The following is a 23,117-nucleotide window of genomic DNA, read 5'->3' as shown; positions in this document are numbered from 1 at the left end:
GGTACTCCTCCCCGGCCTTTCGCTGTAGCAGGCTTGAGGTCGGCGTGTCACCGGCGAAAGGAAGCCGCCATGGGGCGACTCTTCGGCACGGACGGCGTTCGCGGTCTCGCGAACGGCGATCTGCTCACCCCCGAACTGGCCCTCTCGGTCGCGGTCGCGGCCGCACGGGTCCTGGTCGAGGCCGACAGCAGCCATCAGCCACTGGCGATCGTGGGGCGTGACCCCCGGGCCAGCGGCGAGATGCTGGAGGCCGCGGTCGTCGCGGGCCTGACCAGTGCCGGGGCCAACGTGGTGCGGGTCGGTGTGCTTCCCACGCCGGCGGTCGCGTACCTCGTCGGGCAGACCAATGCCGATCTGGGCGTGATGCTCTCTGCCTCGCACAACCCCATGCCGGACAACGGGATCAAGCTCTTCGCCGCGGGCGGCACCAAGCTGCCCGACGAGCTGGAGGAGCGCATCGAGCGGGCCGTCCAGGACGGGCACGGCGTGATCGGCCGCCCTACCGGCGCCGCGATCGGCCGGGTGCACGACCTGCTGGACGGCGCCGAGCACTACATCAAGCACCTGATCGAGTCGCTGCCGAACGGACTGGACGGGCTCAAGGTCGTGGTGGACTGCGCGAACGGCGCGGCCAGCGAGGTCGGCCCGGTGGCGTACCGCGAGGCCGGCGCCGAGGTGATCGCGATCCACGCGGAGCCGGACGGCCTGAACATCAACGACGAGTGCGGCTCCACCCACCTCGACAAGGTGCGTGACGCGGTGCTGCGGGAGGGCGCCGACCTCGGGCTCGCCCACGACGGCGACGCCGACCGCTGCCTGGCGGTCACCGCGGCCGGCGATGTCGTCGACGGCGACCAGATCATGGCGATCCTGGCACTGGCGATGCGCGACGCCGGCACGCTGACCGACGACACACTGGTCGCCACCGTGATGAGCAACCTGGGCCTGCGGATCGCCATGAAGCAGGCGGGGATCCGGCTGATCGAGACCAAGGTCGGCGACCGGTACGTGCTGGAGGAGCTCCAGAACGGGGGGCTGGCCCTCGGCGGCGAGCAGAGCGGGCACATCGTGATGCCGGCGTTCGCAACGACCGGCGACGGCGTGCTGACCGGCCTGCACCTGATGGCGCACGTCGCGGCGAGCGGCAAGTCCCTGGCGGACCTGGCGGCCGTGGTGCACACGCTGCCGCAGGTCCTGATCAACGTGCGGGTCGGTGACCGGGAGGCCGGCGCGGCCGCGCCGACCGTGCAGGCCGCCGTGGCGCTGGCCGAGAACGAGCTGGGCGAGACCGGGCGGGTGCTGCTGCGGCCGTCGGGCACCGAGCCGCTGGTCCGGGTGATGGTCGAGGCCGCCACCGAGGAGAACGCGCGCACCGTGGCCGAGCGGATCGCGGAAGAGGTCCGGTCGGCCAGCCCGGCCTGAGTCGACGCGGGGCCGGCCGCAACGGCCGGCCCCGCCCCGCAACGACGCGATGCCCCCGGCGAGGAGGGCCCGCCCCGCCCCGCAACGACGCGATGCCGCCGGCGAGGAAGGCCGGCCCCGCGTCCCGGTGTGTCGCGGACTCGGCCCCGCCTCCTACTTCAGCGCTTTCAGCCTCTGCACGGCCTCGTCGATCACTTCGGCGCGCTTGCAGAAGGCGAACCGGATGAGGTGGCGCCCGGCCTCCTGATGGTCGTAGAAGACCTGGGTGGGCACGGCCACGACACCGCACCGCGTGGGCAGCGCACGGCAGAACTCGACCCCGTCCGTGCCGCCCAGCGGCCGGATGTCGGCGGTCACGAAATAGGTGCCCTCGGACGGCAGGACGGCCAGTCCGGCGTCGGTGAGCCCGGCGACCAGGTGGTCCCGGCGCTCCCGCAGGCCGGCCGTGAAGCCGGTGAAGTAGCTGTCCGGCAGGCCCAGCGCTACGGCCACGGCGGGCTGCAGGGGCGCCGCGTTGACGAACGTCAGGAACTGCTTGACCCGCAGCATCGCGGAGATCAGGCGGGCCGGGCCGGTCGCCCAGCCGACCTTCCAGCCGGTGCAGGAGAAGGTCTTGCCGGCCGAGGAGATGCGCAGGGTGCGTTCGCGCATGCCGGGCAGGCCGGCCAGCGGCACGTGTGGCGAGCCGGCGTCCGGGAAGACGAGATGCTCGTACACCTCGTCGGTCACCGCGTAGACGTCGTGTTCCTGGCAGAGGCCGGCGATCAGGCTCAGCTCGTCCGGTGTGAACACCTTGCCGGTCGGGTTGTGCGGCGAGTTGAGCAGCACCAGGCGGGTTCTCCCGGTGAACGCCGCCCGCAACTCCTCGACGTCGAACTCGTAGCGCCCGGACGGGCCGGGGCGCAGCGTGACGGGACGGCGGACCGCCCCGGCGAGGGTGATGGAGGCCGCGTACGAGTCGTAGTACGGCTCGAAGCACACCACCTCGTCACCGGGCTCGCACAGCGCCAGGATGGACGCCGCGACCGCCTCGGTGGCGCCGGCGGTCACCGCGACCTCGGTGTCCGGGTCCCGGGTCAGGCTCCAGAACCGCTGCTCGTGCGCGGCGATCGCGGCGCGCAGGGATGGGATGCCGGCCAGTGGTGGGTACTGGTTCGCGCCGGACGCCAGCGCCTCGGCGGCCGCGGCGAGCATCTCGGGCGGACCGTCGGAGTCCGGGAAGCCCTGGCCGAGGTTGACCGCGCCGGTGCGGGCCGCCAGTGCCGACATCTCGGCGAAGATGGTGGTGCCGAACGGGCGCATCCGCTCCACGAGGGGATCAGTCACGGCGCTCCTCAGTTGTAGACGAGCTTGTTGCAGGTCGTCGTCGCCACCGCGCCGTTCGTGGTCTGCTCGACCACCTCTTTGCCGTCGACCGTGGCCCGGCAGGTGATCGAGCCCTCGTCCGGGCTCACCCGCTGGGCGATGATCGAGACGGTGGCGAGGCCCTCCATGTCGGTGGTCACCTTCCACGGCAGGTCGACGTTGTCCAGCACCTTGGGTGTCCCGCGCAGCCGTTCGACGTAGATGATCCTCGCCGGTCCGTCGCCTTTCACCTCGTAGGTCACGGTGAATTTCCGGCTCTCGTCGAGGCCCGGGAGACCCGGCAGGTCGGTGGGCAGAGCGGGCAGGTCGGTCGGCAGGTCGGTCGGCAGCTCGGTGGGCAGTTCGCCGGGAAAACCGGGCCAGCCGGGTGCGTCGGTCGGCAGGGCCGGCAGCGTCGGCTCGAGGATCGGCGCGGCCACCTCCTCCACCTTCTCGGTGGCCCGCTGGACCAGCAGGACACCGGAGGTGATCACCCCGCCGCAGAGCAGCACCGAGACCGCCAGGATGACCGCGATCAGCGGTTTGTTGCTCCGCCGGGGCGGCGGCGGCCCATAACCCGGCGGGCCGTACCCGGGCGGGCCGTACCCCGGCGGCCCGGATTGTGGCGGCCCGGATTGCGGCGGCCCGGATTGCGGCTGGTCGGCGTACGGCGGGGGCGCGTAACCGGTGGGCGGGTACTCGTCGCGGCCGTAGTCCGGCTGCTGTCCCGGCGGCGCGTAGTTGACCGGCGGGAACTGGGAGGTGGGCGGGTACTCCGGGGCCGGCTCGTACGGCTGCTGGCCGGCCTGTCCGGGCTTGAATTCGGGCGGTCGTGGCGGCTGCGGCTCGCTCATGCTTCCTCCGGCCTCTTCCTCCCCGTGAAATCGCCGTAGTCGACGGTACGCCAGCTCCGCACGTGGATCATCACCCGCCCGTGCGGGTCGTCCGTCCGGCCAATGTGCGCCTGAAGTGAGGATCGGCTATCGTTTCGATCACATGCCATGCGCGAAAGCCTGCTTCTCGCTCATGACGTTTGAGCGAAAGTCAGCTAGGCTGCCCGGCATGTGTGGGATCGTGGGTTACGTAGGCAATCGTCCGGCGTTGAGCATCGTCATCGACGGGCTCCGCCGTCTGGAGTACCGCGGGTACGACTCCGCGGGCGTCGCCATCATCGACAGCGAGCTGGTCCGAACTGAGAAGAAGGCGGGCAAGCTCGCGAACCTGGAGAAGGCACTCGCCGAGCAACTGGGCACCGGCATCGACGCCGGGAGCACCGGCATCGGCCACACCCGCTGGGCCACCCACGGCGGGCCGACCGACCGCAACGCCCACCCGCACCTCTCCGCCGACGGCCGGGTCGCCGTCATCCACAACGGCATCATCGAGAACTTCGCCCGGCTGCGCGCCGAGCTCGAGGCGACCGGCATCGAGTTCCGCAGCGACACCGACACCGAGTGCGCGGCGCACCTGCTCGCCGCCGAGATGCGCGCGCTGCGCGAGTCCGGCGCCGAGGACGGCCCGGCCCTGCTCGCCGAGGGCATGCGGCGCACGGTCCGCCGGCTGGAGGGCGCCTTCACCCTGCTGGCCGTGGACGTCGCGGTGCCCGACGCGGTGGTCGCCGCCCGGCGCAACTCGCCGCTGGTGGTCGGCCGTGGCGACGGGGAGAACTTCCTCGCCAGCGACGTGTCGGCGTTCATCGAGCACACCCGCGAGGCGATCGAGCTGGGCCAGGACCAGGTGGTGCTGATCACCCCGGCCGGCATCGAGATCACCGACTTCGACGGCGCGCCCGCCACCGGGCAGGAGTTCCACATCGACTGGGACGCCTCGGCCGCGGAGAAGGGCGGCTACGACTACTTCATGCTCAAGGAGATCGCCGAGCAGCCGCAGGCCATCGCGGACACGCTCCTCGGCCGGCTCTCCGAGCGTGGCGAGATCATCCTGGACGAGGTCCGCCTCACCGACCAGGATCTGCGCGACGTCGACAAGGTCTTCATCGTGGCCTGCGGCACGTCGTACCACGCCGGCATGATCGCCAAGTACGCGATCGAGCACTGGGTCCGGGTCCCGTGCGAGGTGGAGCTGGCCAGCGAGTTCCGTTATCGGGACCCGATCCTGGACCGGTCCACCCTGGTGATCGTGATCAGCCAGTCCGGCGAGACCATGGACACGCTGATGGCCCTGCGGCACGCCAAGGAGCAGAAGGCCCGGGTGCTGGCCATCTGCAACACCAACGGCTCGACGATCCCGCGCGAGTCCGACGCGGTGCTCTACACCCACGGCGGCCCGGAGATCGCTGTCGCGTCGACCAAGGCGTTCCTCACCCAGCTGGTCGCCTGTTACCTGATCGGCCTGCACCTGGCCCAGATCCGTGGCGTGATGTACGCCGACGAGGTCGCCGCCGTGGTGTCGCGGCTGCGCGAGACCCCGGACAACCTGCGTGAGCTGCTCGCCGGCATGGAGGATGTGCGGGCCCTGGCCCGGGACCTCAGGTCGGCCTCGACGATCCTCTTCATCGGCCGGCACGTCGGCTTCCCGGTGGCCCTGGAGGGTGCGCTGAAGCTGAAGGAGCTGGCGTACATGCACGCGGAGGGCTTCGCCGCCGGTGAGCTCAAGCACGGGCCGATCGCGCTGATCGACGAGGGCACCCCGGTGGTCTGCGTGGTGCCGTCACCGGCCGGCCGCGGCGTGATGCGGGACAAGGTCGTCTCGAACATCCAGGAGGTGCGGGCCCGCGGGGCGCGGACCATCGTGATCGCGGAGGCCGGCGACGAGAGCGTCCGGGCGTACGCCGATCACCTGATCGAGGTGCCGCACACCCCGACCCTGCTCGCGCCGCTGATGACGACCGTGCCGCTGCAGATCCTGGCGTGCGAGATCGCCACCGCCCGCGGGCACGACGTCGACCAGCCGCGCAACCTGGCCAAGTCCGTCACGGTCGAGTGACCCCGGGGTGCCCGCCCAGCGTCAGCGTCGCCAGCGCGTCGAGGGCGGGCCGCCCCCGGTCCCAGTAGCCCAGGTGTCCGGCATCCGGCTGGCTGCCGAACACCTGGGCGCCGAACCCGGGGTCACTCGGGTTCCGCCCGAACCACAGGTCCGGTCCCGGTGGCACCGCCACGAACTGGATCGGGTCGGTCCTCGACGTGGTCGACCACACCTGCCCGGCCGGGACGGTCAGCCCGGCGGCGGAGTCCACCCCCACGCCGGGTGAGCCCACGAAGACCACCCGGTCGGCCTCCAGCGGGCCGCCGGTCGCCGCCCGGCCGACCACCAGCGAGCCGTAACTGTGCCCGAGCACGGTCAGGTCCGCCGGTGACCCGGCCCGCAGTCCCTCCTGGAAGCGGCGCAGCTCCGCGGCGCCGTCCCGGGCCTGCCGGTCGGAGAACGCCTCGTGCAGGAAGTCCGGCGCGTCGTAGTCGAGCCACAGCACCGAGCTGGTCGACTCCGCCGGCCCCAGCTCGGCGGCCCGGACCGCAACACGCTCGGCCCGGGTCAGCTCGCCGCCGAGCGAGGCCAGGTCGGAGGTCATCCCGGGCACGTGGGTGAGCACGTGACCGGCCCGGTCCGGATCGCCGAGCGCGACCACCGCCCGGCCGTCGCCGGTCACGTCCAGCCCCACCAGGTACGCCCGGGGCCCGGCGTCGTCGTCCAGCCGGGCGGCCAGCTCGTCCAGGCCGTTCCGCAGGTCGCGCAGCCGTCCCCGGTCCCGGCCGGTGGCGAGCATCCGGTCCAGATCGCCGCGCTGCTGATCGAGCAGCAGCCGGTTGGCCAGGTCGCGGTCGGCCACCGGGATCCCGTCGGTGGCCGCGACCGAGCCCGGCGAGGTGGTCAGCACCCAGTTCTGTTCCGCCGGAGTCAGCCGGTCCCACCAGCGCCGGGCCTCGGCCGGGGTGGCCGCACAGGACGGCGGCGCCCCGATCGGTGGAGCGGCCTCGCCGGTGAGCCCGCCGAGCCGGGACGCGGCAGCCTCGTCGGCCCGCTCGGCCACGGTGCACGCCGTCGCCAGATCGATCGCGACCGCGCCGGCGTCGTCGGCACGGCCGTGCACCGCACCCCGCTCGTCGATGACCAGGCCGGCCCGCGCCGCCCGGCCGCGCGCCCGATCCAGCAGCGCGCGAGCCCGCCAGAGTGCCGCGGCGAACTCGCTCAGCGTCTGATCCACCCGCCAGCAGAGGAGCCGGAAGAGCGCCACCCGTCGGCTGAAGCGGCCGATCCGTGTGGTCGCCGCCGCGCCTGCGGGCCCCGACCACACGGCGCGCAGCCGGGCGGCCGCCGCGGCGAATTCCGCGCCGAGCGTTCCGGCGAGCGCGGCCCACCGGCGCCAGGACAGCGCGCCGGCCAGCCAGCGGGACGGATCCGTGGCCCGCAGGCGCGCGTAGGTGACCGGGGCGCTGCTCACCGGGTCAGCCGGAGCCGGGCGGCGGCGCGGGCGTCGGCCTCCTGATAGGCCGCCACGGCGGCGCGGACCTGCCGGGCGGTCTCCTCGACGTCGCCGCCCAGCACCGTCAGCTGCCGGCTCGCGGCGGTCGCGGCCAGGTCGGCGGCTCCGGTCGTCGCCCAGCGGGGGACGGGCGCCGGGACCGGCGCCGAGCCGGCCACGCCGGTCACCCGGTCCGCGACGCCGGCCAGGGAGGTGGCGGTTCGGCGCAGGTCTTCGGTGTCGACCTCGAAATCGGGATTCATCAGCGGCCTCCAGAACGGGCGACGGAACGAGAAGGACGCTAGGGGCCGGCCGGTGGGCCGTGCGGGCGCTGTGGACGACCCGGGCGGACCGCCCGGGCGAGCGTCCACAGGGCTTGTGCGCGGATCGACGCGATTGGTACGGGGGGTGTGCTCCGGTCGTACCCGCAAGAAAAGATCCGGCGCAGGCCCCCCCGGCTAGGGTGACCGGTGTGATCGCGTCTGTCGGCATTGATGTCGTCCTGGTGGAACGTTTCGCCCGCGCTCTGGACCGGACCCCGCTGCTCGCGCACCGCCTGTTCACCGAGTCCGAGCGGGTCACCCGGTCCGGCAACCCGCGTTCGCCGGAGTCGCTGGCCGCCCGGTTCGCCGCCAAGGAGGCCGTCGCCAAGGCGCTCGGCGCGCCGATGGGACTGCGCTGGCACGACTGCGAGATCGTCACCGATCCGGACGGGCGGCCGTGGTTGACCGTCTCCGGTACGGTCGCCGCCGCGGCGGCGGAGCGTGGGATCAGTCGATGGCATCTCTCGCTGTCGCACGACGGCGGGATAGCGTCCGCGATGGTGGTGGCCGAATCCTGAACGGAAGGAAGTCGAGACGACATGCGGCAGGCGTGGCGGGTGGCCGACGTGCGGGCGGCGGAGAAGACGCTGATGGGGCGGCTGCCGGAGGGCACGCTGATGCAGCGGGCCGCGGCCGGCCTGGCCCGGCGCTGCGCGCTGTTGCTCGACGAGGCCGGCGGCGTCTACGGCGCCCGGGTGCTGTTGCTGGTCGGCAGCGGCGACAACGGGGGCGACGCGCTCTTTGCCGGCGCCCTGCTGGCCCGCCGCGGCGCTCAGGTGCGCGCGCTGCTGCTCACCCCGGAACGGGTCCATCTGGCCGGCCTGGCCGCTCTGCGGGCGGCCGGCGGCTTCACCGCGAGCGACCTGCCCACGCGCGCCGATCTGGTGCTGGACGGCATCGTCGGGATCGGGGCGAGCGGCGGCCTGCGTGCGCCGGCCACGGCCGTCGTGCGCGGCCTCGGAGCACTTCGCGGGCGTACGGGTGAACGACCGCTCGTGGTGGCCGTGGACGTGCCGTCCGGGGTGGCCGTCGACACCGGCGACGTGCCGGGCGAGGCGGTGACCGCCGACGTCACGGTCACTTTCGGGTGCCTCAAGCCGGCGCACCTGATCGGTCCGGCCGCGATCCGCTGCGGCGAGGTGGAGCTGGTCGACATCGGCCTCGCCCCGGTGCTCGTCACCGATCCCGCGGTGCGGGTGGCCGAGGCCGCCGACATCGCGGCATGGTGGCCGCAGCCCTCCGCCACCTCGGACAAGTACACGCGCGGGGTGGTCGGCCTGGCCACCGGCTCGGCGCGCTATCCCGGTGCGGCGCTGCTCGGAAGTGCCGGCGCGCTGGCCGGCCCGGCCGGCATGGTGCGCTACGCGGGAAGCGCCCATGCCGAGGTGGTGCGCGCGCACCCGTCGGTGGTCGTCGCGCCCCGGGTGGCCGACGCCGGCCGGGTGCAGGCCTGGGTGTGCGGCTCCGGGCTGGACACCGGCGACGAGGCGCGCATCGAGCTGCGCAGCGTGCTGGCCACCGCGCTGCCGGTGCTGCTCGACGCGGACGCCATCACCATGCTGGTCGGTGGCGAGCACGCCGAGGATCTGCGCCGGGACGCCCCGCTGGTGCTCACCCCGCACGACGGCGAGTTCAAGCGGCTGGCCGGCGAGACGCCGGGCGCCGACCGGGCCGGCGCCGCTGCCCGGCTCGCCGCCTGGACGAACGCGGTGGTGCTGCTCAAGGGCGACCGGACGATCGTGGCCAGCCCGGCCGGCGAGATCTGGGCCAACCCGACCGGCAGCCCGGCGCTGGCCACGGCCGGCAGTGGGGACGTGCTGGCCGGGCTGCTCGGCTCGCTGCTGGCCGCCGGCCTGCCGGCGGTGCGGGCGGCGGTGGCCGCGGCGTACGTACACGGGCTGGCCGGCCGGCGGGCGGCCGCCGACGGCCCGGTGACCGCGCCGGACGTGGCGTCCGCCCTGCGCCCGGTCCTTGCTGATCTGCTGCGATGAATCGTCGTACCCCTCAGTAGGGTGGAGTCATGTGGCAGGCCGAAGTCCGCGTCGATCTCGACGCGATCAGGGACAACGTCGCGTCGCTGCGTGCACGCGTTACCGCTGAGGTGCTGGTCGCGGTCAAGGCCGACGGTTACGGGCACGGCATGGTCCCGGCTGCCCGCGCCGCCCTCGCCGGCGGCGCCACCTGGCTCGGCGTCGCCACCCTGGACGAGGCGCTCACGCTGCGCCGGGCCGGCATCGAGGCGCCCGTCCTGGCGTGGCTGCTGAGCCCGGGGCTGCCCCTGCACGACGGGGTGGAGGCCGGCGTCGAGCTGAGCGCCGCCACCCCCGCGCTGATCGACGAGCTGGTCGCCGCCGCGCGCCGGGCCGGGCGCCCGGCCCGGGTCCACCTCAAGCTCGACACCGGCCTGGCCCGGGGCGGCGCCACCCGCGCCGACTGGCCGGTCCTGCTGGAGGCGGCGGCCAAGGCGCAGGCCGGCGGCGACCTCGAGGTGACCGGCGTGTGGAGCCACTTCGCCTGTGCCGACGAGCCCGGCCACGAGTCGGTGGACCGGCAGCTGGCCGCCTTCGGAGAGGGCCTGGAGGTGGCCGGGCGGTTCGGCATCACTCCCCGGCACCGGCACATCGCCAACTCGGCCGCCACGCTGACCCGGCCGGACGCGCACTTCGACCTGGTCCGCGTCGGCATCGCGGCGTACGGGTTGTCGCCGATCGCCGGCAACACCTTCGGCCTGCGCCCGGCCATGACCGCCCGGGCCCGGGTCACCCTGGCCAAACGGGTCGAGGCCGGCCAGGGCGTTTCCTACGGGCTGACCTACACCACACCGCGGGAGACCACGCTCGCCGTGGTGCCCCTCGGTTACGGCGACGGCGTTCCCCGGCACGCCTCCAGCGCCGGGCCGGTCCGGGTCGGCGGCACGGTCGCCCGGATCGCCGGGCGGGTCTGCATGGACCAGATCGTCATCGACGTGGGCGACGAGCCGGTGGTGCCCGGCGACGTCGCCACCCTCTTCGGCCCCGGCGACGACGGCGAGCCGACCGCCGACGACTGGGCCGCCGCGACCGGGACGATCAACTACGAGATCGTCACCCGCTTCGGCAGCAGCCGGGTGCCCCGGCACTACGACGGGGACGTCACGTGGTGAGGCGTTCGCGCGCCGCGAAGACCGCGGGCATATTCGGGGCCGCGGTCGGTGTCGCCGCGGCCGGTCTGGCCACCGCTTTCGCCGTCGAGCGCGCCCTGGTGCGCCGATCGGTCAACGCTCCCGGCGACCCCTATGTCTCCGAGCCGTTCGGGGACCAGCCGTTCGACCGCGAGGTGACGGTCACCGCTGCGGACGGCACCGACCTGCACGTGGAGATCATCGAGCCGGCCGGCGCGCCCGCCGACCCGACCGTCGTCTTCGTGCACGGCTTCGCCCTGGACATGGGGACCTTCTATTTCCAGCGCAAGGCGCTGGCCGAGCGCGGCTCGCACCGGATGGTCTTCTACGACCAGCCCGGCCACGGGCGGTCCGGCCGGCTGGAGTCGGGCACCTACGACCTGGCCGCCCTCGGCCGCTCGCTCGCCGCGGTCCTCGAGGAGACCGTCCCGGACGGGCACATCATCCTGGTCGGCCACTCGATGGGCGGCATGACCATCATGGCCTTCGCCGAGCAGTACCCGGAGTGGTTCGGCAACCGGGTCACCGGCGTGGTGCTGATCTCCACCTCGGCCGGGCTCTTCGACAAGGCCCGGCTCGGCCTGACCAACGTGGTGGCCCGCTTCAGCTCGCCGTTCTTCCCCCTGTGGAACAAGGCGGCCCAGCTCGGCGGCGGCACCATCGACCGGGCCCGGGGCGCCACCACCGACCTGGCCTGGCTGATCACCCGGAGGTACGGGTTCGGTGAGCCCAAGCCCAGTCCGTCGTTGGTCACCTTCGTGGAGAGCATGAACTCCAAGACCTCGGTCGAGACGCTGACGAAATATCTGCAGACCCTCTACACCCACAACCGGATCCCGGCGCTGTCGGCGTTGCGCGGCGTCCCGGTGCTGGTCGTGGTCGGTGACCGGGATTATCTGACCCCGGTCACCCACTCCGAGGAGATCCTCAAGCACCTGCCCGAGGCCGAGCTGCTGAAGGTGGAGAACAGCGGTCACGTGGTGATGCTGGAGAAGGCCGAGCAGGTCAACGCCGCACTGATCCCCTTCCTGGAGAAGATCACGTGAAACTGGAGACGGTCGACGACACCCGTGCTTTCGGCCGGCGGCTGGCCGGCGTGCTGCGGGCCGGCGACCTGGTGCTGCTGACCGGCCCGCTCGGCGCCGGCAAGACCGCGCTGGTGCAGGGCATCGGCGCGGGGCTCGGCGTGCAGGGGCCGATCACCTCGCCGACGTTCGTGATCGCCCGGGTGCACCGGGGGCCGGTGCCGCTGGTGCACGCCGACGCGTACCGGCTGGGTGACCGCCCGGACCCGCGCGCCGAGATCGACGACCTGGACCTGGACGCCTCGGCCGACGACGCGGTGACCGTCGTCGAGTGGGGCACCGGCCTGGTGGAGCATCTGAACGACGAGCACCTCCTGGTCCGCATCGACCGCCTGGACGACGACACCCGAGTGATCGACCTGGTCCCGCACGGCGGCGACTGGGCACACCGACTGGAGAGTTTGTGAACCTGATCGAGCTGCTGCCGGCCGAGTGGCGCGCCGAGCTCACCCCCCACCTCGACGAGGCCGCCACCGCCGCGCTGGGCGCCTGGGTCGCTCAGGAGTACGCGACCCAGACCGTCTATCCGCCGGCGGAGGACCTCTTCTCGGCATACCGGTTGTGCCTGCCGGACCGGACCCGGGTGCTGATCCTGGGCCAGGACCCGTACCACGGTCCCGGCCAGGCGCACGGGCTCAGCTTCAGCGTGCGGGACGGGGTCCGGAAACCGCCGTCGCTGAGCAACGTCTTCAAGGAGCTCTCCGAGGACGTGAACATCGCCAAGCCGGCGAGCGGTGACCTGAGCGGGTGGGCACGTCAAGGGGTGCTGCTGCTCAACGCGGTGCTGACGGTCCGTGCGGGCAAGGCCGGGTCGCACGGCAACAAGGGCTGGGAGGCGTTCACCGACGCCACCATCAAGGCGCTGAACGCGCGCGACGAGCGGATCGTCTTCCTGCTCTGGGGCAGCTACGCGCGGAAGAAGGCGGCCCTGGTCACCAACCCGGCGCACGTCGTGCTGGAGGCCGGGCACCCGAGCCCGCTGAACCGGGTCGGCTTCCTCGGCAGCCGGCCGTTCAGCGCCGCGAACAAAGCCCTCGCCGACGGTGGCCGGCCGGTCATCGACTGGGACCCGCGGGCCACCGTCTAGGGTCGGAGGCGTGCTCGTTCTCGCTCTGGACACCGCAACACCCGCCTCGACGGCGGCCCTGGTCGAGGTGACCGCCGACGGTCTGTTCGGCGTCGTCGAGCAGCGGACCGTCGACCCGCGCGCGCACGGGGAGAGACTCGCCCCGGAGATCGCGGCGGCGCTGACCGAGGCCGGGGTGCGGCCGAGTGATCTCGGGGCGATCGTGGCCGGTCTCGGCCCGGGCCCGTTCACCGGCCTGCGGGTCGGGCTCGCCACCGCGGCCAGCATGGGCCAGGCGCTGGGGATCCCGACGTACGGGGTGTGTTCGCTGGACGCGCTGGGCCGGGCTGCCGGGCCGGGCCGGGTGCTGGTGGCGACGGACGCGCGGCGGCGCGAGGTCTATTTCGCGACCTATCTGGACGGTGTGCGGCAGTTCGGGCCGGAGGTGGCCCGACCCGCGGACGTGGCGGCCCTGGTGGCCGGCGGCGGCTCACCGGTTGCTGCTCTCGACGGGCTCGTGGACCGGGCGGCGGGGGAGGGCGCGCTGAAGTACGGCGACGTCTTCGGCGTACCGGTGGAGGAACATCTTCTGCACCCGCCCGGCGCCGCGCTCGTCGCGATCGCGACGCCGCGCATCCGCGGCGCCGCTCCGAGCGAGCCACTCACCCCGCTCTATCTGCGCCGGCCCGACGCGGTCGAGCCGGCCGGGCGCAAGCCGGTGCTGACGTGATGTCGGTCGAACGGATGCGCTGGTGGCACATCGAGGAGATCCTCCCGGTCGAGGAGGACCTGTTCGGCGCCGAGAAGTGGTCCGGCGCGATGTTCTGGAACGAGCTGGCCCAACGGCACTTCTACCTGGTCGCGACCGACGAGCCGGGCGGGCCGGTGCTCGGTTACGCCGGTCTGTCCGTCGTGGACGGCGACGAGTCGTGGGTGCAGAACATCGCGGTCCGCCGGGAGGCCCAGCGCCGCGGGGTGGGACGGGTCCTGCTGGAGGCGCTGCTCGCCGAGGCGGCGCGTCGCGGGTCCCGCAAGACGCTGCTCGAGGTGGCCGTCGACAACGCCCCGGCGCAGAAGCTTTACGCCACCTACGATTTCGAGCCGGTCGGGATCCGGCGCGGCTACTACCAACCCAGCAACACGGACGCCCTGGTGATGATGCGCGATGCCTGACGAGCCCCTGGTCCTCGGGATCGAGACCTCCTGCGACGAGACCGGAGTCGGCATCGTCCGCGGGCACACGCTGCTGGCCGACGCGCTGGCCTCCAGTGTGGACCAGCATGCCCGCTTCGGCGGCGTGGTCCCCGAGGTGGCCAGCCGGGCACACCTGGAGGCCCTGGTGCCGACCATGCAGCGGGCGCTCGACGAGGCCGGGGTGACCCTGGCCGACGTCGACGCGATCGCGGTCACCAGTGGGCCCGGTCTGGCCGGGGCACTGCTGGTCGGGGTCGCCGCCGCGAAGGGGTACGCCCTGGCCGCCGAGAAGCCGATCTACGGCGTCAACCACCTCGCCGCCCACGTGGCGGTGGACACCCTGGAGCACGGGCCGCTGCCCGAGCCCGCGGTGGCGATGCTGGTCTCCGGCGGGCACTCCTCGCTGCTGCTGGTGGACGACCTGACCGCCGGTGTCACCCCGCTCGGCGCGACCATCGACGACGCGGCCGGCGAGGCGTTCGACAAGGTGGCCCGGCTGCTGGGGCTGGGCTTCCCGGGCGGCCCGATCATCGACCGGTCGGCCCGTGACGGCGACCCCGCCTCGATCGCGTTCCCCCGGGGGCTGACCGCGGCCAAGGACCTCGCCGCGCACCGGTTCGACTTCTCCTTCTCCGGGCTCAAGACGGCGGTGGCGCGCTGGGTGGAGGCCCGCGAACGGGCCGGCGAGCCGATTCCCGTCGCCGACGTGGCGGCCAGCTTCCAGGAAGCCGTCTGCGACGTGCTCACCGCGAAGGCCGTCGAGGCGTGCCGGGCGAACGGTGTCGGGACGCTGGTGATCGGCGGCGGCGTGGCGGCGAACTCGCGGCTGCGGTTGCTGGCCGAGGAACGGGCCGCGCGACACGGCATCGCGGTACGCGTACCGAGGCCGCAGTTGTGCACCGACAACGGCGCGATGGTCGCGGCACTCGGCTCGCACCTCGTCGCGGCCGGCGTCGCCCCCAGCCGTCTCGATCTGCCGGCGGATTCCGCCATGGGTTTGACCACGGTCAGCGTGCCGGGGTAGGAATCATCATGATCGCTCGGATGTGGGAGGTGCGGGCCTCGCGCAGCGGCTTCGACGAGCTGCTGGCCTGGGTCTGCGACACGGCGGTGCCCGGCTTGGAGGTCCTGCCACAACATGTGTCGACTGACGTCTATTCGTCCACCGACCAGCGCATCGTCGTCATCACCAAATGGCGAAACACTCCACAAAGCATGCCGACACCGCCGGAGAAGCTGGTAGCGCGCACTCCGCACGTCTGGGATTTCACTCCCGTCGATCGCTGAGCGGTCGCAGTCGTCGCACCCCCGATTTACCGTCGGGGCCTGATGCGAAGACTGACCCTTTTCCGGCGCGCCCGGATCGCAGGATCCTGGCGCTGGTCGGTGGCCCGGCGCCGGTGGGCTCGCTGCCTGGTGGGAAACGGTTCGTCACCCGGCCGGGAGCCCGGCCTGCCGGAGTCCCGGTCCGCCGTGGGTTACCTGTGGTGGCTGGTCCGGCGGGCCCGTCTGACGGTCGCTGCCGGCGCCCTGCTCGCGATCCTCTGGATGGGGTGCCAGTCGCTGGCGCCGGCGGTGGTCGGCCTGGCCGTCGACGCGGCCGCGCGGCGGGACGGCCGCGCCCTGCTCGGCTGGGTCCTGGTGCTGCTCGGTGCGGGCGCGGTGCAGGTGGTGGCCGGGATCAGCCGGCACCGGTTCGCGATCGTCAACTGGCTGGGCGCGTCGTTCCGCACGATCCGGGTGGTGGTGCGCCAGGCGAACCGCCTCGGGTCCACCCTGCCGCGGCGGCTCGACGCCGGCGAGGTGATGGCGATCGGCACGTCGGACATCAACCACATCGGAGCGTCCGTCGACGTCGTCTCCCGCGGCGCCGGGGCGCTGCTCGCGGTCGTGGTGGTCACCGCCCTGCTGCTGCGGACCTCGGTCCCGCTCGGTCTGATCGTGCTGCTCGGTGTCCCGCTGATGATGCTGACCGTCGGCTTCCTGATCGCCCCGCTGCGCCGGCGGCAGGAGGCCTACCGGGAAAGACAGGGACGGCTGACCGGGCGGGCCGCCGACCTGGTCGCCGGATTGCGGGTGCTGCGCGGGGTCGGCGGCGAACGGCTGATGGCGTCGCGGTACAGGACCGAGTCACAGGCGCTGCGTGCGGCCGGCGTGCACACCGCCCGGGTGGACGCGCTGCTCCAGGCGGCTCAGGTGCTGCTGCCCGGGACCCTGCTGGTGCTGGTCACCTCGCTGGGCGCCCGGGCCGCCACGGCCGGGGACATCACGCTGGGGCAGTTCGTGTCGTTCTACGCGTACGCGGCGTTCCTGGTCGCGCCGCTGCGGCAGCTGACCGACGTGATCGACAAGGTGACCCGGGGGCGTGTCTCGGCCGGCCGGGTGGTGACCATGCTGCGCGGGTCGGGCGATCTGCCCGACCCGCCGCACCCGGCGCCGATCCCGGCCGGTGAGCTGGCCGACCCGGAGTCCGGGGTGGCGATCCCCGCCGGCCTGCTCACCGCGATCGCCGCCACGACGCCCGCGGATGCGGTTCGGATCGCTGACCGGCTGGGCCGGTACGCGGACGGCGGCACGCTGGGCGGCGTCCCGCTGTCCGAGCTGGCGCTGCCGGCGATCCGGGCGATGATCCTGGTGGCCGAGAACGACGCTTGCCTCTTCTCCGGCCGGCTGCGGGCCGACCTGGACCCGGACGACCGCGGCACGCTCGCCGCGGCCCTGGACGCGGCGGCCGCCACCGAGATCGTCGAGGAGCTGCCGGCCGGCCTGGACAGTGCGGTGGCCGAGCGCGGCCGGTCCTTCTCCGGTGGGCAGCGGCAGCGGCTGCGCCTGGCCCGGGCGCTCGTCGCCGACCCCGAGGTGCTGATCCTCGTCGAACCGACGAACGCGGTGGACGCGCACACCGAGGCGCGGATCGCGGAGGGCGTACGAGCTGCCCGGACCGGCCGCACCACGGTCGTCTGCACGTCCAGCCCGCTCGTGCTGAGCCGCGCCGACCACGTCTGCTACGTCGAGTCCGGCCGGATGGTGGCCGCCGGCACACACGCCGAGCTGGCGCGCTCCCACCCGCGGTACGCGCGGATGGTGCGACGCGAGGACCAGCCATGATCCGCCCGCTCCCGGTTGCGGACAGCGCCCGGGTCCGCCGGTACGCGCGCACCCTGATCCGCCGCTACCCGGGACCGTTCCGGGCCACGGTCGCCCTGCACGTGGCCGCCGCCCTTGCCGCGCTCGCCGGCCCCTGGCTGCTCGGTGATCTGGTCGAGGCGATCCGGACCCAGGCGCCGGCCGGCACGCTGAACCGGATCTCGGTCCTGCTCGGCGGCTTCGTGTTGCTGCAGGGGGTGCTGACCCGGTTCGCCTATCTGGCCTCGGCCCAGTTGGGGGAGCGGGTGCTGGCCCGGCTGCGGGAGGAGTTCCTGTGCCGGGTGCTGGATCTGCCGCTGGCGACCGTGGAGGCGGCCGGGACCGGGGACCTGCTGACGCGGACCACCCGCGATGTGGACGCGCTGTCGAAGTGCGTTCGGTTCGCGGTGCCGGAAACCATGATCGCGATGATCACTCTGGGCCTGGTGGTGGTCGCGCTGCTGCTGGTCAGCCCCCTGTTCGCGGTGCCGCTGCTGGTCGGGGCGCCGATCATGTTGCTGGGCACGCGGTGGTACCTGAAACGGGCGCCCCAGGGCTATCTGCGGCAGAACGCGGCGTACTCGGACGTGACCGAGGGACTCACCGAGACGGTGGAGGGAGCCCGCACCGTCGAGGCCCTCGGCCGGCAGCGGCAGCGGGTCGCGCGCACCGATGCCGACCTGCGCCGGTCCTGGCTGGCCGAGCGGTACACGCTGCGGCTGCGCACCTTCTGGTGGCCGATGATCGAGGTCAGCTACGTGCTGCCGGTCGCGGTCACCCTGATCTACGGCGGCTGGCTCCATCGATACGACCTGGTGACGCTGGGCCAGCTGACCGCGGCGGTCATCTACATCCAGCAGCTGGTCGATCCGCTCGACCGGCTCTCCGCCTGGCTGGACGAACTGGAGGTGGGCGCGGCGTCACTGGCCCGGCTGCTCGGGGTGGCGGCGGTGGCCCCGCCGCGGCCGGCCGACGTCGCCGAGCCGGACGGGCGGCAGATCGAGCTTCGCGGGGTGCGGTTCTCCTATGAGGCGGACCGGGAGGTGCTGCACGGCGTCGACCTGGTGCTCGACCCGGGCGAGCGGCTGGCGGTGGTCGGGGTCTCGGGTGCCGGCAAGTCGACGCTGGGCCGGTTGCTGGCCGGCGTGCACCAGCCGACCAAGGGCAGCGTCACGGTGGGCGGCGTCCCGCTGACGGCGCTGGCGCCGGACCGGTTGCGCGCCGAGGTCGCGCTGGTCACCCAGGAGCACCACGTGTTCGCGGGCACGCTGCGCGACAACGTCGCGATGACACGGCCCGGCGTCCAGGAGGGGGAGGTGCGCGCGGCGCTCGCCGCGGTGCGTGCCCTGGGCTGGGTGGACGCGCTGCCGGACGGGCTGGCGACCGTGGTGGGCGCCGGTGCGACGCTGCTCACCCCGGCGCAGGCCCAGCAGGTGGCGCTGGCCCGGCTGATCGTGGCCGACCCGCACACGCTGGTGCTGGACGAGGCCACCGCGCTGCTCGACCCGGGGGCCGCACGCGACCTGGAACGCTCCCTGGCCGCGGTGGTGCGCGGGCGGACCGTGGTGGCGATCGCGCACCGGCTCTTCTCGGCGCACGACGCCGACCGGGTCGCGGTGGTGGAGGACGGCCGGATCGTCGAGCTGGGATCGCACGACGAGCTGGTGAAGGCTGGTGGCGCGTACGCCGCACTGTGGCGCTCCTGGCAGGGCGACGGCGTGCTGGAGACGCACTGAGCCGCGCCCGGCACGAGAAAGGGCGCGCCACGCGGCGCGCCCTTTCTTTGTCAGCTCGTCCCGGCTCAGAAGCCCGGGCCGTGCTGGTGGCCGTGGCCACCGTGGCTGTGCCCGTGGCCGCCGCCGGCGGGGGCCGGAGCAGCCTCGGCCGGCTTCTCCACCACGAGGCTCTCGGTGGTCAGCAGCAGAGCGGCGATCGAGACGGCGTTGGAGACCGCGTTGCGGGTCACCTTCACCGGGTCGATGATGCCGGCCGCGGCCAGGTCGACGTACTCGTCGGTGGCCGCGTTGAGGCCGTGGCCCCAGCCCAGCTCGTTGACCTTGCCCACCACGACGTAACCGTCGTGGCCGGCGTTCTGCGCGATCCAGCGCAGCGGCTCCACCAGCGCCTTGCGGACGATGGAGACGCCGACGGCCTCCTCGCCGGTCAGGCCGAGGTTGCCGTCGAGCTCCTTGGCGACCTGGGCGAGGGCGGCGCCACCGCCGGGGACGGTGCCTTCCTCGACAGCCGCCTTGGTCGCCGCGATGGCGTCCTCGATGCGGTGCTTGCGCTCCTTCATCTCGACCTCGGTCGCGGCGCCGACCTTGATCACCGCGATGCCGCCGGAGAGCTTGGCCAGCCGCTCCGAAAGCTTCTCGCGGTCCCAGTCGGAGTCGGAGGCCTCGATCTCCTTGCGGATCTGCGCGACCCGGTCGGCGACCTCGGCGGCCTTGCCGCCACCGTCGACGATGGTGGTGTTCTCCTTGTCGACGACGATCCGCCGGGCGCTGCCCAGCGACTCGAGGCCGACCTGGTCGAGCTTGTAACCCAGCTCGGGGGCGATCAGCTCGCCGCCGGTCGCGATCGCCAGGTCCTGCAGGATCGCCTTGCGGCGGTCACCGAAGCCGGGCGCCTTCACCGCGGCGACCTTGACGGTCTTCCGCAGCGAGTTGACCACCAGCGTGGACAGGGCCTGGCCCTCGACGTCCTCCGCGACGATCAGCAGCGGCTTACCGGTCTGCAGCACCTTCTCCAGCAGCGGGAGCAGCTCCTCGATGCTGGAGATCTTCTGGGTGGTGAGGAGGATGTGCGCGTCCTCCAGCACCGCCTCCTGCGACTCGGCGTCGGTCACGAAGTTCGGGGAGATGAAGCCCTTGTCGAACTGGAGACCCTCGGTGACCTCGAGCTCGGTCTGCAGCGCCGAGCCCTCCTCGACGGTGATGACACCGTCGCGGCCGACCCGGTCCATCGCCTCGGCGATCAGCTCGCCGATGGTGGCGTCCTGCGCCGAGATGGTGGCCACGTTGGCGATCGCCTTGTGGTCGGCGACCTCGACGGCCTTCGCCAGCAGCGCCTTGGACACGGCCTCGGCGGCCTGGTCCATGCCCCGCTTGAGACCGATCGGGTTGGCACCGGCGGTCACGTTGCGCAGGCCCTCACGGACCAGCGCCTGAGCGAGCACGGTGGCCGTGGTGGTCCCGTCGCCGGCGACGTCGTTGGTCTTGGTCGCCACCTCCTTGACCAGTTGGGCGCCAAGGTTCTCGTACGGGTCGGTGAGCTCGATCTCCTTGGCGATGGTGACGCCGTCGTTGGTGATCGTGGGAGCGCCGAACTTCTTGTCCAGGACGACGTTGCGGCCGCGCGGGCCGAGGGTGACCTTGACCGTGTCGGCGAGCGTGTTGACGCCGTGCTCCAGCAGGTGCCGGGCGTCGTCGGAGAAACTCAGGATCTTCGCCATTTATGGTCCCTTCACGCACTACCGCCCCGGTCCGGAAGACTCCGGGCCGAGGCGGTCAGCACTGTCAGTAGGTCACTTCTCGATGACCGCGAGGACGTCACGGGCGGAGAGCACCAGGTACTCCTCGCCGGCGTACTTGACCTCGGTGCCGCCGTACTTCGAGTAGAGGACCACGTCGCCGACGCTCACATCGAGCGGAACGCGGTTGCCCTTGTCGTCGATCCGGCCGGGGCCGACAGCGAGGACGGTGCCCTCCTGCGGCTTCTCCTTGGCGGTGTCGGGGATCACGATGCCCGACGCCGTCGTGGTCTCGGCCTCGTTCGCCTGGACCACGATGCGGTCCTCGAGCGGCTTGATCGCAACCTTGGTCGCGGTAGTCACGGGCATACCCTCCTGGGTACAGGTTTCGCCGGCCTTGAACCAGGCCGGTCTGATGCCTCATGCCACCGGGCGGGGCCGTCGTCGCGGGTGCCGGTCCGCCTGGTGCCTAACCGCCACGGACGGGCCGGGCGGCTGGCACCCTCATGTTGAGAGTGCTAACCGGAGACTATTCCGGAACTAGCACTCCGTCAACCAGAGTGCCAACCTGTCACGCCGTGGAGAATGCCTGGTGTGACCCCTGAGTTGCTGTCGCAGTTACGTTCCCCGGAAGGGACGGAAGCCCTGGCCGTGGCGGCGCAGGTCGGCGGCGGTGAGCCGCTCGCCGCCGCCTCGGCCGTCCGGGCCCGGGGCATCGGCGCGGAGCTCGCCGCGGCCGCCTTGACCCAGGCTAGTTTGCGCGGGCGCGCGGCGATGAAGTTCGGCCCGGACGCGGCTCAGATGTTCTTCACCCGGGCCGGGCTGGAGCAGGCGACGCGAGCCGTGGTGGCGGACCGCCGGGCGGCGCGCCTGGCGGCGGCGGGGGTCCGGACCCTGGCCGACCTGGGCTGTGGGCTGGGCTCCGACGCGCTGGCGGCGGCCCGGCAGGGCATCCGGGTGTACGCGGTGGAAGCCGACCCGCTGACCGCGGCCCTGGCGGCGGCGAACGCGGAGGCCGCCGGGCTGTCCCACCTGGTCACCGTGACCTGCGCCGACGCCACCACCGTCGAGGTGGAGCGGTACGACGCGGTCTTCTGCGACCCGGCCCGGCGACAGGCCGGCCGGGGCCGGGTGTTCGACCCCAAGGCGTACTCGCCGCCCTGGGACTTCGTGGCCGGGCTGGCCGGCCGGGTGCCGCTGACGGTTCTGAAACTCGCCCCCGGCATCGACCACGCCCTGCTGCCGGGCGGCGCCGAGGGGGAGTGGGTGAGCGTCGGCGGCGACCTGGTCGAGGCCGCCTTCTGGTGCGGCCCGCTGGCGGCCGCGCCCCGCCGGGCCACCCTGATCGGCACGGACGTCGCCGAGCTGACCGGCTCCGGCGTCGTCCAGGCGCCGGTCGGCCCGGTCGGCGCCTGGCTCTACGACCCGGACCCGGCGGTGGTCCGCTCGCACCTGGTGGCCGAGTTCGCCGATTCGATCGGCGGGTGGCTGGCCGACCCGGCGATCGCGTACGTCTACACCGACGAGCCGGCCGGCACCCGGTTCGGCCGCCGGCTCGGGGTCACCGACGTGCTGCCGTTCTCGCTGAAGCGGCTGCGGGCGCTGCTGCGCGACCGTGGCGTCGGCACGCTGGAGATCCGCAAACGCGGCTCGGCGCTGGTGCCGGATCAGCTGCGCAAGGACCTGCGACTGGCCGGCCCGAACGCCGCCGGCCTGGTGCTGACCCGGATCGAGGGGGCTCCGGTGGCCCTGCTGACAACGACGTCGTAACGCCGCGGTGCGGGGCGTGCCGGCCGATCACCCGCGGGAGTAGCGTGCGCGCATGGCCAAGAAAGCGGCCGGCACGCCGGCCACTGTCCTGCTGTCCGCGGAAGGCGTGGCGCACACCCTCCATCCGTACGACGTGTCGCCCGACGCGCCCAACTACGGCGCGCTGGTGGCGCAGGCCCTCTCGGTCGAGCCGGAGCGGCTCTTCAAGACCCTCATCGCCGACGTGGGGGGACGGCTGGTGGTGGGTGTCGTGCCGGTCACCGGCGACCTGGATCTGAAGGCTCTGGCCGCGGCCGCCGGGGGCAAGCGCGCGGTGCTGGCCGACCGTGCCGCCGCGGAGCGCAGCAGTGGGTACGTGCGGGGCGGGATCAGCCCGCTCGGCCAGCGCAGACGGCTGCCGACCGTGATCGACGACTCGGCGCCCGCGCTGGAGCTGATGTACGTCTCCGCCGGTCGCCGCGGCCTGCAGGTCTCGCTCGCCCCCGCCGACCTGATCCGGCTCACCGGAGCGACGGTGGCGCCGCTGCGCGGCTGATTGACCTGCCGTAAAGGTCTGTTCTTACGACTTCTGGTCACCCGCGGCACCGAAATTACTTAGCGTTACATCGTGCGACGCAGTAGCGGATCTTCGAGGCGTTCTACGAGGGCTTGGGCACCTGGCGTGTTGCCGGATTGTTATCCCTCGTTACGAGATAGACCTCCATTGCCGCTTGTGTTCTCGGCCACTTGAGGAAT

At 73.0% G+C, this 23,117-nt stretch carries 22 protein-coding genes; 16 read left to right on the top strand and 6 right to left on the bottom strand.

Annotated elements, in window-relative coordinates:
* The first annotated feature begins 69 nt into the window (after positions 1-69).
* A complete protein-coding gene (gene glmM / locus AC0NH5_RS31335; protein WP_474410422.1) occupies positions 70-1,422 on the top strand; it encodes a phosphoglucosamine mutase in 1,353 nt (450 codons plus the stop codon).
* Between the two features lie 153 nt (positions 1,423-1,575).
* Here the strand turns inward: glmM and AC0NH5_RS31330 are convergent, their stop codons facing one another.
* Positions 1,576-2,748 (bottom strand): pyridoxal phosphate-dependent aminotransferase, encoded by a 1,173-nt coding sequence (locus AC0NH5_RS31330; RefSeq protein ID WP_474410421.1) that lies wholly within the window; start codon positions 2,746-2,748, stop codon positions 1,576-1,578.
* Between the two features lie 8 nt (positions 2,749-2,756).
* The gene (locus tag AC0NH5_RS31325; protein WP_474410420.1) at positions 2,757-3,620 is read right to left on the bottom strand and encodes an MmpS family transport accessory protein; all 864 of its coding nucleotides are present in this window, start codon (positions 3,618-3,620) and stop codon (positions 2,757-2,759) included.
* 247 nt (positions 3,621-3,867) lie between these two features.
* Here AC0NH5_RS31325 and glmS point away from each other — a divergent pair, with 247 nt between their 5' ends.
* A complete protein-coding gene (gene glmS / locus AC0NH5_RS31320; RefSeq protein ID WP_474410419.1) occupies positions 3,868-5,712 on the top strand; it encodes a glutamine--fructose-6-phosphate transaminase (isomerizing) in 1,845 nt (614 codons plus the stop codon).
* On the opposite strand, the gene AC0NH5_RS31315 is transcribed toward glmS, so the two are convergent.
* Together AC0NH5_RS31315 and AC0NH5_RS31310 are read right to left on the bottom strand one after the other, a co-directional pair.
* A complete protein-coding gene (locus AC0NH5_RS31315; RefSeq protein WP_474410418.1) occupies positions 5,699-7,165 on the bottom strand; it encodes an alpha/beta hydrolase in 1,467 nt (488 codons plus the stop codon). The two genes, glmS and AC0NH5_RS31315, sit on opposite strands and share 14 nt — an antisense overlap.
* Positions 7,162-7,449: a hypothetical protein gene (locus AC0NH5_RS31310; protein WP_474410417.1), complete on the bottom strand. Its 288-nt coding sequence runs from the start codon at positions 7,447-7,449 to the stop codon at positions 7,162-7,164. The genes AC0NH5_RS31315 and AC0NH5_RS31310 overlap by 4 nt, the downstream gene beginning before the upstream one ends.
* A gap of 209 nt (positions 7,450-7,658) precedes the next feature.
* Here AC0NH5_RS31310 and AC0NH5_RS31305 point away from each other — a divergent pair, with 209 nt between their 5' ends.
* Genes AC0NH5_RS31305 through AC0NH5_RS31250 form a run of 12 tightly spaced genes read left to right on the top strand, consistent with a single transcriptional unit; the run spans position 7,659 to position 18,876 of the window.
* On the top strand, positions 7,659-8,027 hold the full coding sequence (locus tag AC0NH5_RS31305) for a holo-ACP synthase (protein ID WP_474410416.1): 369 nt from the start codon (positions 7,659-7,661) through the stop codon (positions 8,025-8,027).
* A 21-nt stretch (positions 8,028-8,048) separates the two neighbouring features.
* Entirely contained in the window at positions 8,049-9,500 is a 1,452-nt protein-coding gene (locus AC0NH5_RS31300) for an NAD(P)H-hydrate dehydratase (protein ID WP_474410415.1), read from the top strand.
* 29 nt (positions 9,501-9,529) lie between these two features.
* On the top strand, positions 9,530-10,651 hold the full coding sequence (gene alr / locus AC0NH5_RS31295) for an alanine racemase (RefSeq protein WP_474410414.1): 1,122 nt from the start codon (positions 9,530-9,532) through the stop codon (positions 10,649-10,651).
* The gene (locus AC0NH5_RS31290) at positions 10,648-11,715 is read left to right on the top strand and encodes an alpha/beta fold hydrolase (RefSeq protein ID WP_474410496.1); all 1,068 of its coding nucleotides are present in this window, start codon (positions 10,648-10,650) and stop codon (positions 11,713-11,715) included. The genes alr and AC0NH5_RS31290 overlap by 4 nt, the downstream gene beginning before the upstream one ends.
* Positions 11,712-12,161: a tRNA (adenosine(37)-N6)-threonylcarbamoyltransferase complex ATPase subunit type 1 TsaE gene (gene tsaE, locus AC0NH5_RS31285; protein WP_474410413.1), complete on the top strand. Its 450-nt coding sequence runs from the start codon at positions 11,712-11,714 to the stop codon at positions 12,159-12,161. Before AC0NH5_RS31290 ends, tsaE begins: the two co-directional genes overlap by 4 nt.
* Positions 12,158-12,841: a uracil-DNA glycosylase gene (gene ung / locus AC0NH5_RS31280; RefSeq protein ID WP_474410412.1), complete on the top strand. Its 684-nt coding sequence runs from the start codon at positions 12,158-12,160 to the stop codon at positions 12,839-12,841. Before tsaE ends, ung begins: the two co-directional genes overlap by 4 nt.
* A 10-nt stretch (positions 12,842-12,851) precedes the next feature.
* A complete protein-coding gene (gene tsaB / locus AC0NH5_RS31275; protein WP_474410411.1) occupies positions 12,852-13,550 on the top strand; it encodes a tRNA (adenosine(37)-N6)-threonylcarbamoyltransferase complex dimerization subunit type 1 TsaB in 699 nt (232 codons plus the stop codon).
* Positions 13,550-13,993 carry a ribosomal protein S18-alanine N-acetyltransferase gene (gene rimI, locus AC0NH5_RS31270; RefSeq protein ID WP_474410495.1) on the top strand — a complete coding sequence of 148 codons (444 nt, stop codon included), beginning with the start codon at positions 13,550-13,552 and terminating at the stop codon, positions 13,991-13,993. The genes tsaB and rimI overlap by 1 nt, the downstream gene beginning before the upstream one ends.
* The gene (tsaD, locus tag AC0NH5_RS31265; RefSeq protein WP_474410409.1) at positions 13,986-15,038 is read left to right on the top strand and encodes a tRNA (adenosine(37)-N6)-threonylcarbamoyltransferase complex transferase subunit TsaD; all 1,053 of its coding nucleotides are present in this window, start codon (positions 13,986-13,988) and stop codon (positions 15,036-15,038) included. The genes rimI and tsaD overlap by 8 nt, the downstream gene beginning before the upstream one ends.
* Before the next feature lie 8 nt (positions 15,039-15,046).
* Complete coding sequence (locus tag AC0NH5_RS31260; protein WP_474410408.1) at positions 15,047-15,301, top strand: hypothetical protein; 255 nt, start codon at positions 15,047-15,049, stop codon at positions 15,299-15,301.
* 42 nt (positions 15,302-15,343) lie between these two features.
* Positions 15,344-17,122, top strand: a complete 1,779-nt coding sequence (locus AC0NH5_RS31255; RefSeq protein WP_474410407.1) for an ABC transporter transmembrane domain-containing protein — start codon at positions 15,344-15,346, stop codon at positions 17,120-17,122.
* Positions 17,119-18,876: an ABC transporter ATP-binding protein gene (locus AC0NH5_RS31250; protein ID WP_474410406.1), complete on the top strand. Its 1,758-nt coding sequence runs from the start codon at positions 17,119-17,121 to the stop codon at positions 18,874-18,876. The genes AC0NH5_RS31255 and AC0NH5_RS31250 overlap by 4 nt, the downstream gene beginning before the upstream one ends.
* Before the next feature lie 65 nt (positions 18,877-18,941).
* On the opposite strand, the gene groL is transcribed toward AC0NH5_RS31250, so the two are convergent.
* Together groL and groES are read right to left on the bottom strand one after the other, a co-directional pair.
* On the bottom strand, positions 18,942-20,594 hold the full coding sequence (gene groL, locus AC0NH5_RS31245) for a chaperonin GroEL (protein ID WP_474410405.1): 1,653 nt from the start codon (positions 20,592-20,594) through the stop codon (positions 18,942-18,944).
* 72 nt (positions 20,595-20,666) lie between these two features.
* A complete protein-coding gene (groES, locus tag AC0NH5_RS31240) occupies positions 20,667-20,981 on the bottom strand; it encodes a co-chaperone GroES (RefSeq protein WP_430780500.1) in 315 nt (104 codons plus the stop codon).
* Positions 20,982-21,197: 216 nt separating this feature from the next.
* On the opposite strand from groES, the gene AC0NH5_RS31235 reads away from it, so the two are divergent.
* Together AC0NH5_RS31235 and ybaK are read left to right on the top strand one after the other, a co-directional pair.
* Positions 21,198-22,382, top strand: a complete 1,185-nt coding sequence (locus AC0NH5_RS31235; RefSeq protein ID WP_474410404.1) for a class I SAM-dependent methyltransferase — start codon at positions 21,198-21,200, stop codon at positions 22,380-22,382.
* A 52-nt stretch (positions 22,383-22,434) separates the two neighbouring features.
* Positions 22,435-22,917 carry a Cys-tRNA(Pro) deacylase gene (ybaK, locus tag AC0NH5_RS31230; RefSeq protein ID WP_474410403.1) on the top strand — a complete coding sequence of 161 codons (483 nt, stop codon included), beginning with the start codon at positions 22,435-22,437 and terminating at the stop codon, positions 22,915-22,917.
* Positions 22,918-23,117: the final 200 nt, after the last annotated feature.

The organism is Actinoplanes sp. 13, assembly GCF_056134165.1.
This window is presented reverse-complemented; position numbering and strand designations above follow the sequence as displayed.

What these genes read in the sequence shown, in the direction of transcription:
- groL (WP_474410405.1), bottom strand. Translation starts at nt 20,594, where the DNA reads ATGGCGAAGATCCTGAGTTTCTCCGACGACGCCCGGCACCTGCTGGAG.
- tsaD (WP_474410409.1), top strand. Translation starts at nt 13,986, where the DNA reads ATGCCTGACGAGCCCCTGGTCCTCGGGATCGAGACCTCCTGCGACGAG.
- AC0NH5_RS31300 (WP_474410415.1), top strand. Translation starts at nt 8,049, where the DNA reads ATGCGGCAGGCGTGGCGGGTGGCCGACGTGCGGGCGGCGGAGAAGACG.
- AC0NH5_RS31260 (WP_474410408.1), top strand. Translation starts at nt 15,047, where the DNA reads ATGATCGCTCGGATGTGGGAGGTGCGGGCCTCGCGCAGCGGCTTCGAC.
- glmM (WP_474410422.1), top strand. Translation starts at nt 70, where the DNA reads ATGGGGCGACTCTTCGGCACGGACGGCGTTCGCGGTCTCGCGAACGGC.
- AC0NH5_RS31235 (WP_474410404.1), top strand. Translation starts at nt 21,198, where the DNA reads ATGCCTGGTGTGACCCCTGAGTTGCTGTCGCAGTTACGTTCCCCGGAA.
- rimI (WP_474410495.1), top strand. Translation starts at nt 13,550, where the DNA reads ATGTCGGTCGAACGGATGCGCTGGTGGCACATCGAGGAGATCCTCCCG.
- AC0NH5_RS31250 (WP_474410406.1), top strand. Translation starts at nt 17,119, where the DNA reads ATGATCCGCCCGCTCCCGGTTGCGGACAGCGCCCGGGTCCGCCGGTAC.
- AC0NH5_RS31310 (WP_474410417.1), bottom strand. Translation starts at nt 7,449, where the DNA reads ATGAATCCCGATTTCGAGGTCGACACCGAAGACCTGCGCCGAACCGCC.
- ybaK (WP_474410403.1), top strand. Translation starts at nt 22,435, where the DNA reads ATGGCCAAGAAAGCGGCCGGCACGCCGGCCACTGTCCTGCTGTCCGCG.
- groES (WP_430780500.1), bottom strand. Translation starts at nt 20,981, where the DNA reads ATGCCCGTGACTACCGCGACCAAGGTTGCGATCAAGCCGCTCGAGGAC.
- AC0NH5_RS31325 (WP_474410420.1), bottom strand. Translation starts at nt 3,620, where the DNA reads ATGAGCGAGCCGCAGCCGCCACGACCGCCCGAATTCAAGCCCGGACAG.
- AC0NH5_RS31255 (WP_474410407.1), top strand. Translation starts at nt 15,344, where the DNA reads ATGCGAAGACTGACCCTTTTCCGGCGCGCCCGGATCGCAGGATCCTGG.
- alr (WP_474410414.1), top strand. Translation starts at nt 9,530, where the DNA reads ATGTGGCAGGCCGAAGTCCGCGTCGATCTCGACGCGATCAGGGACAAC.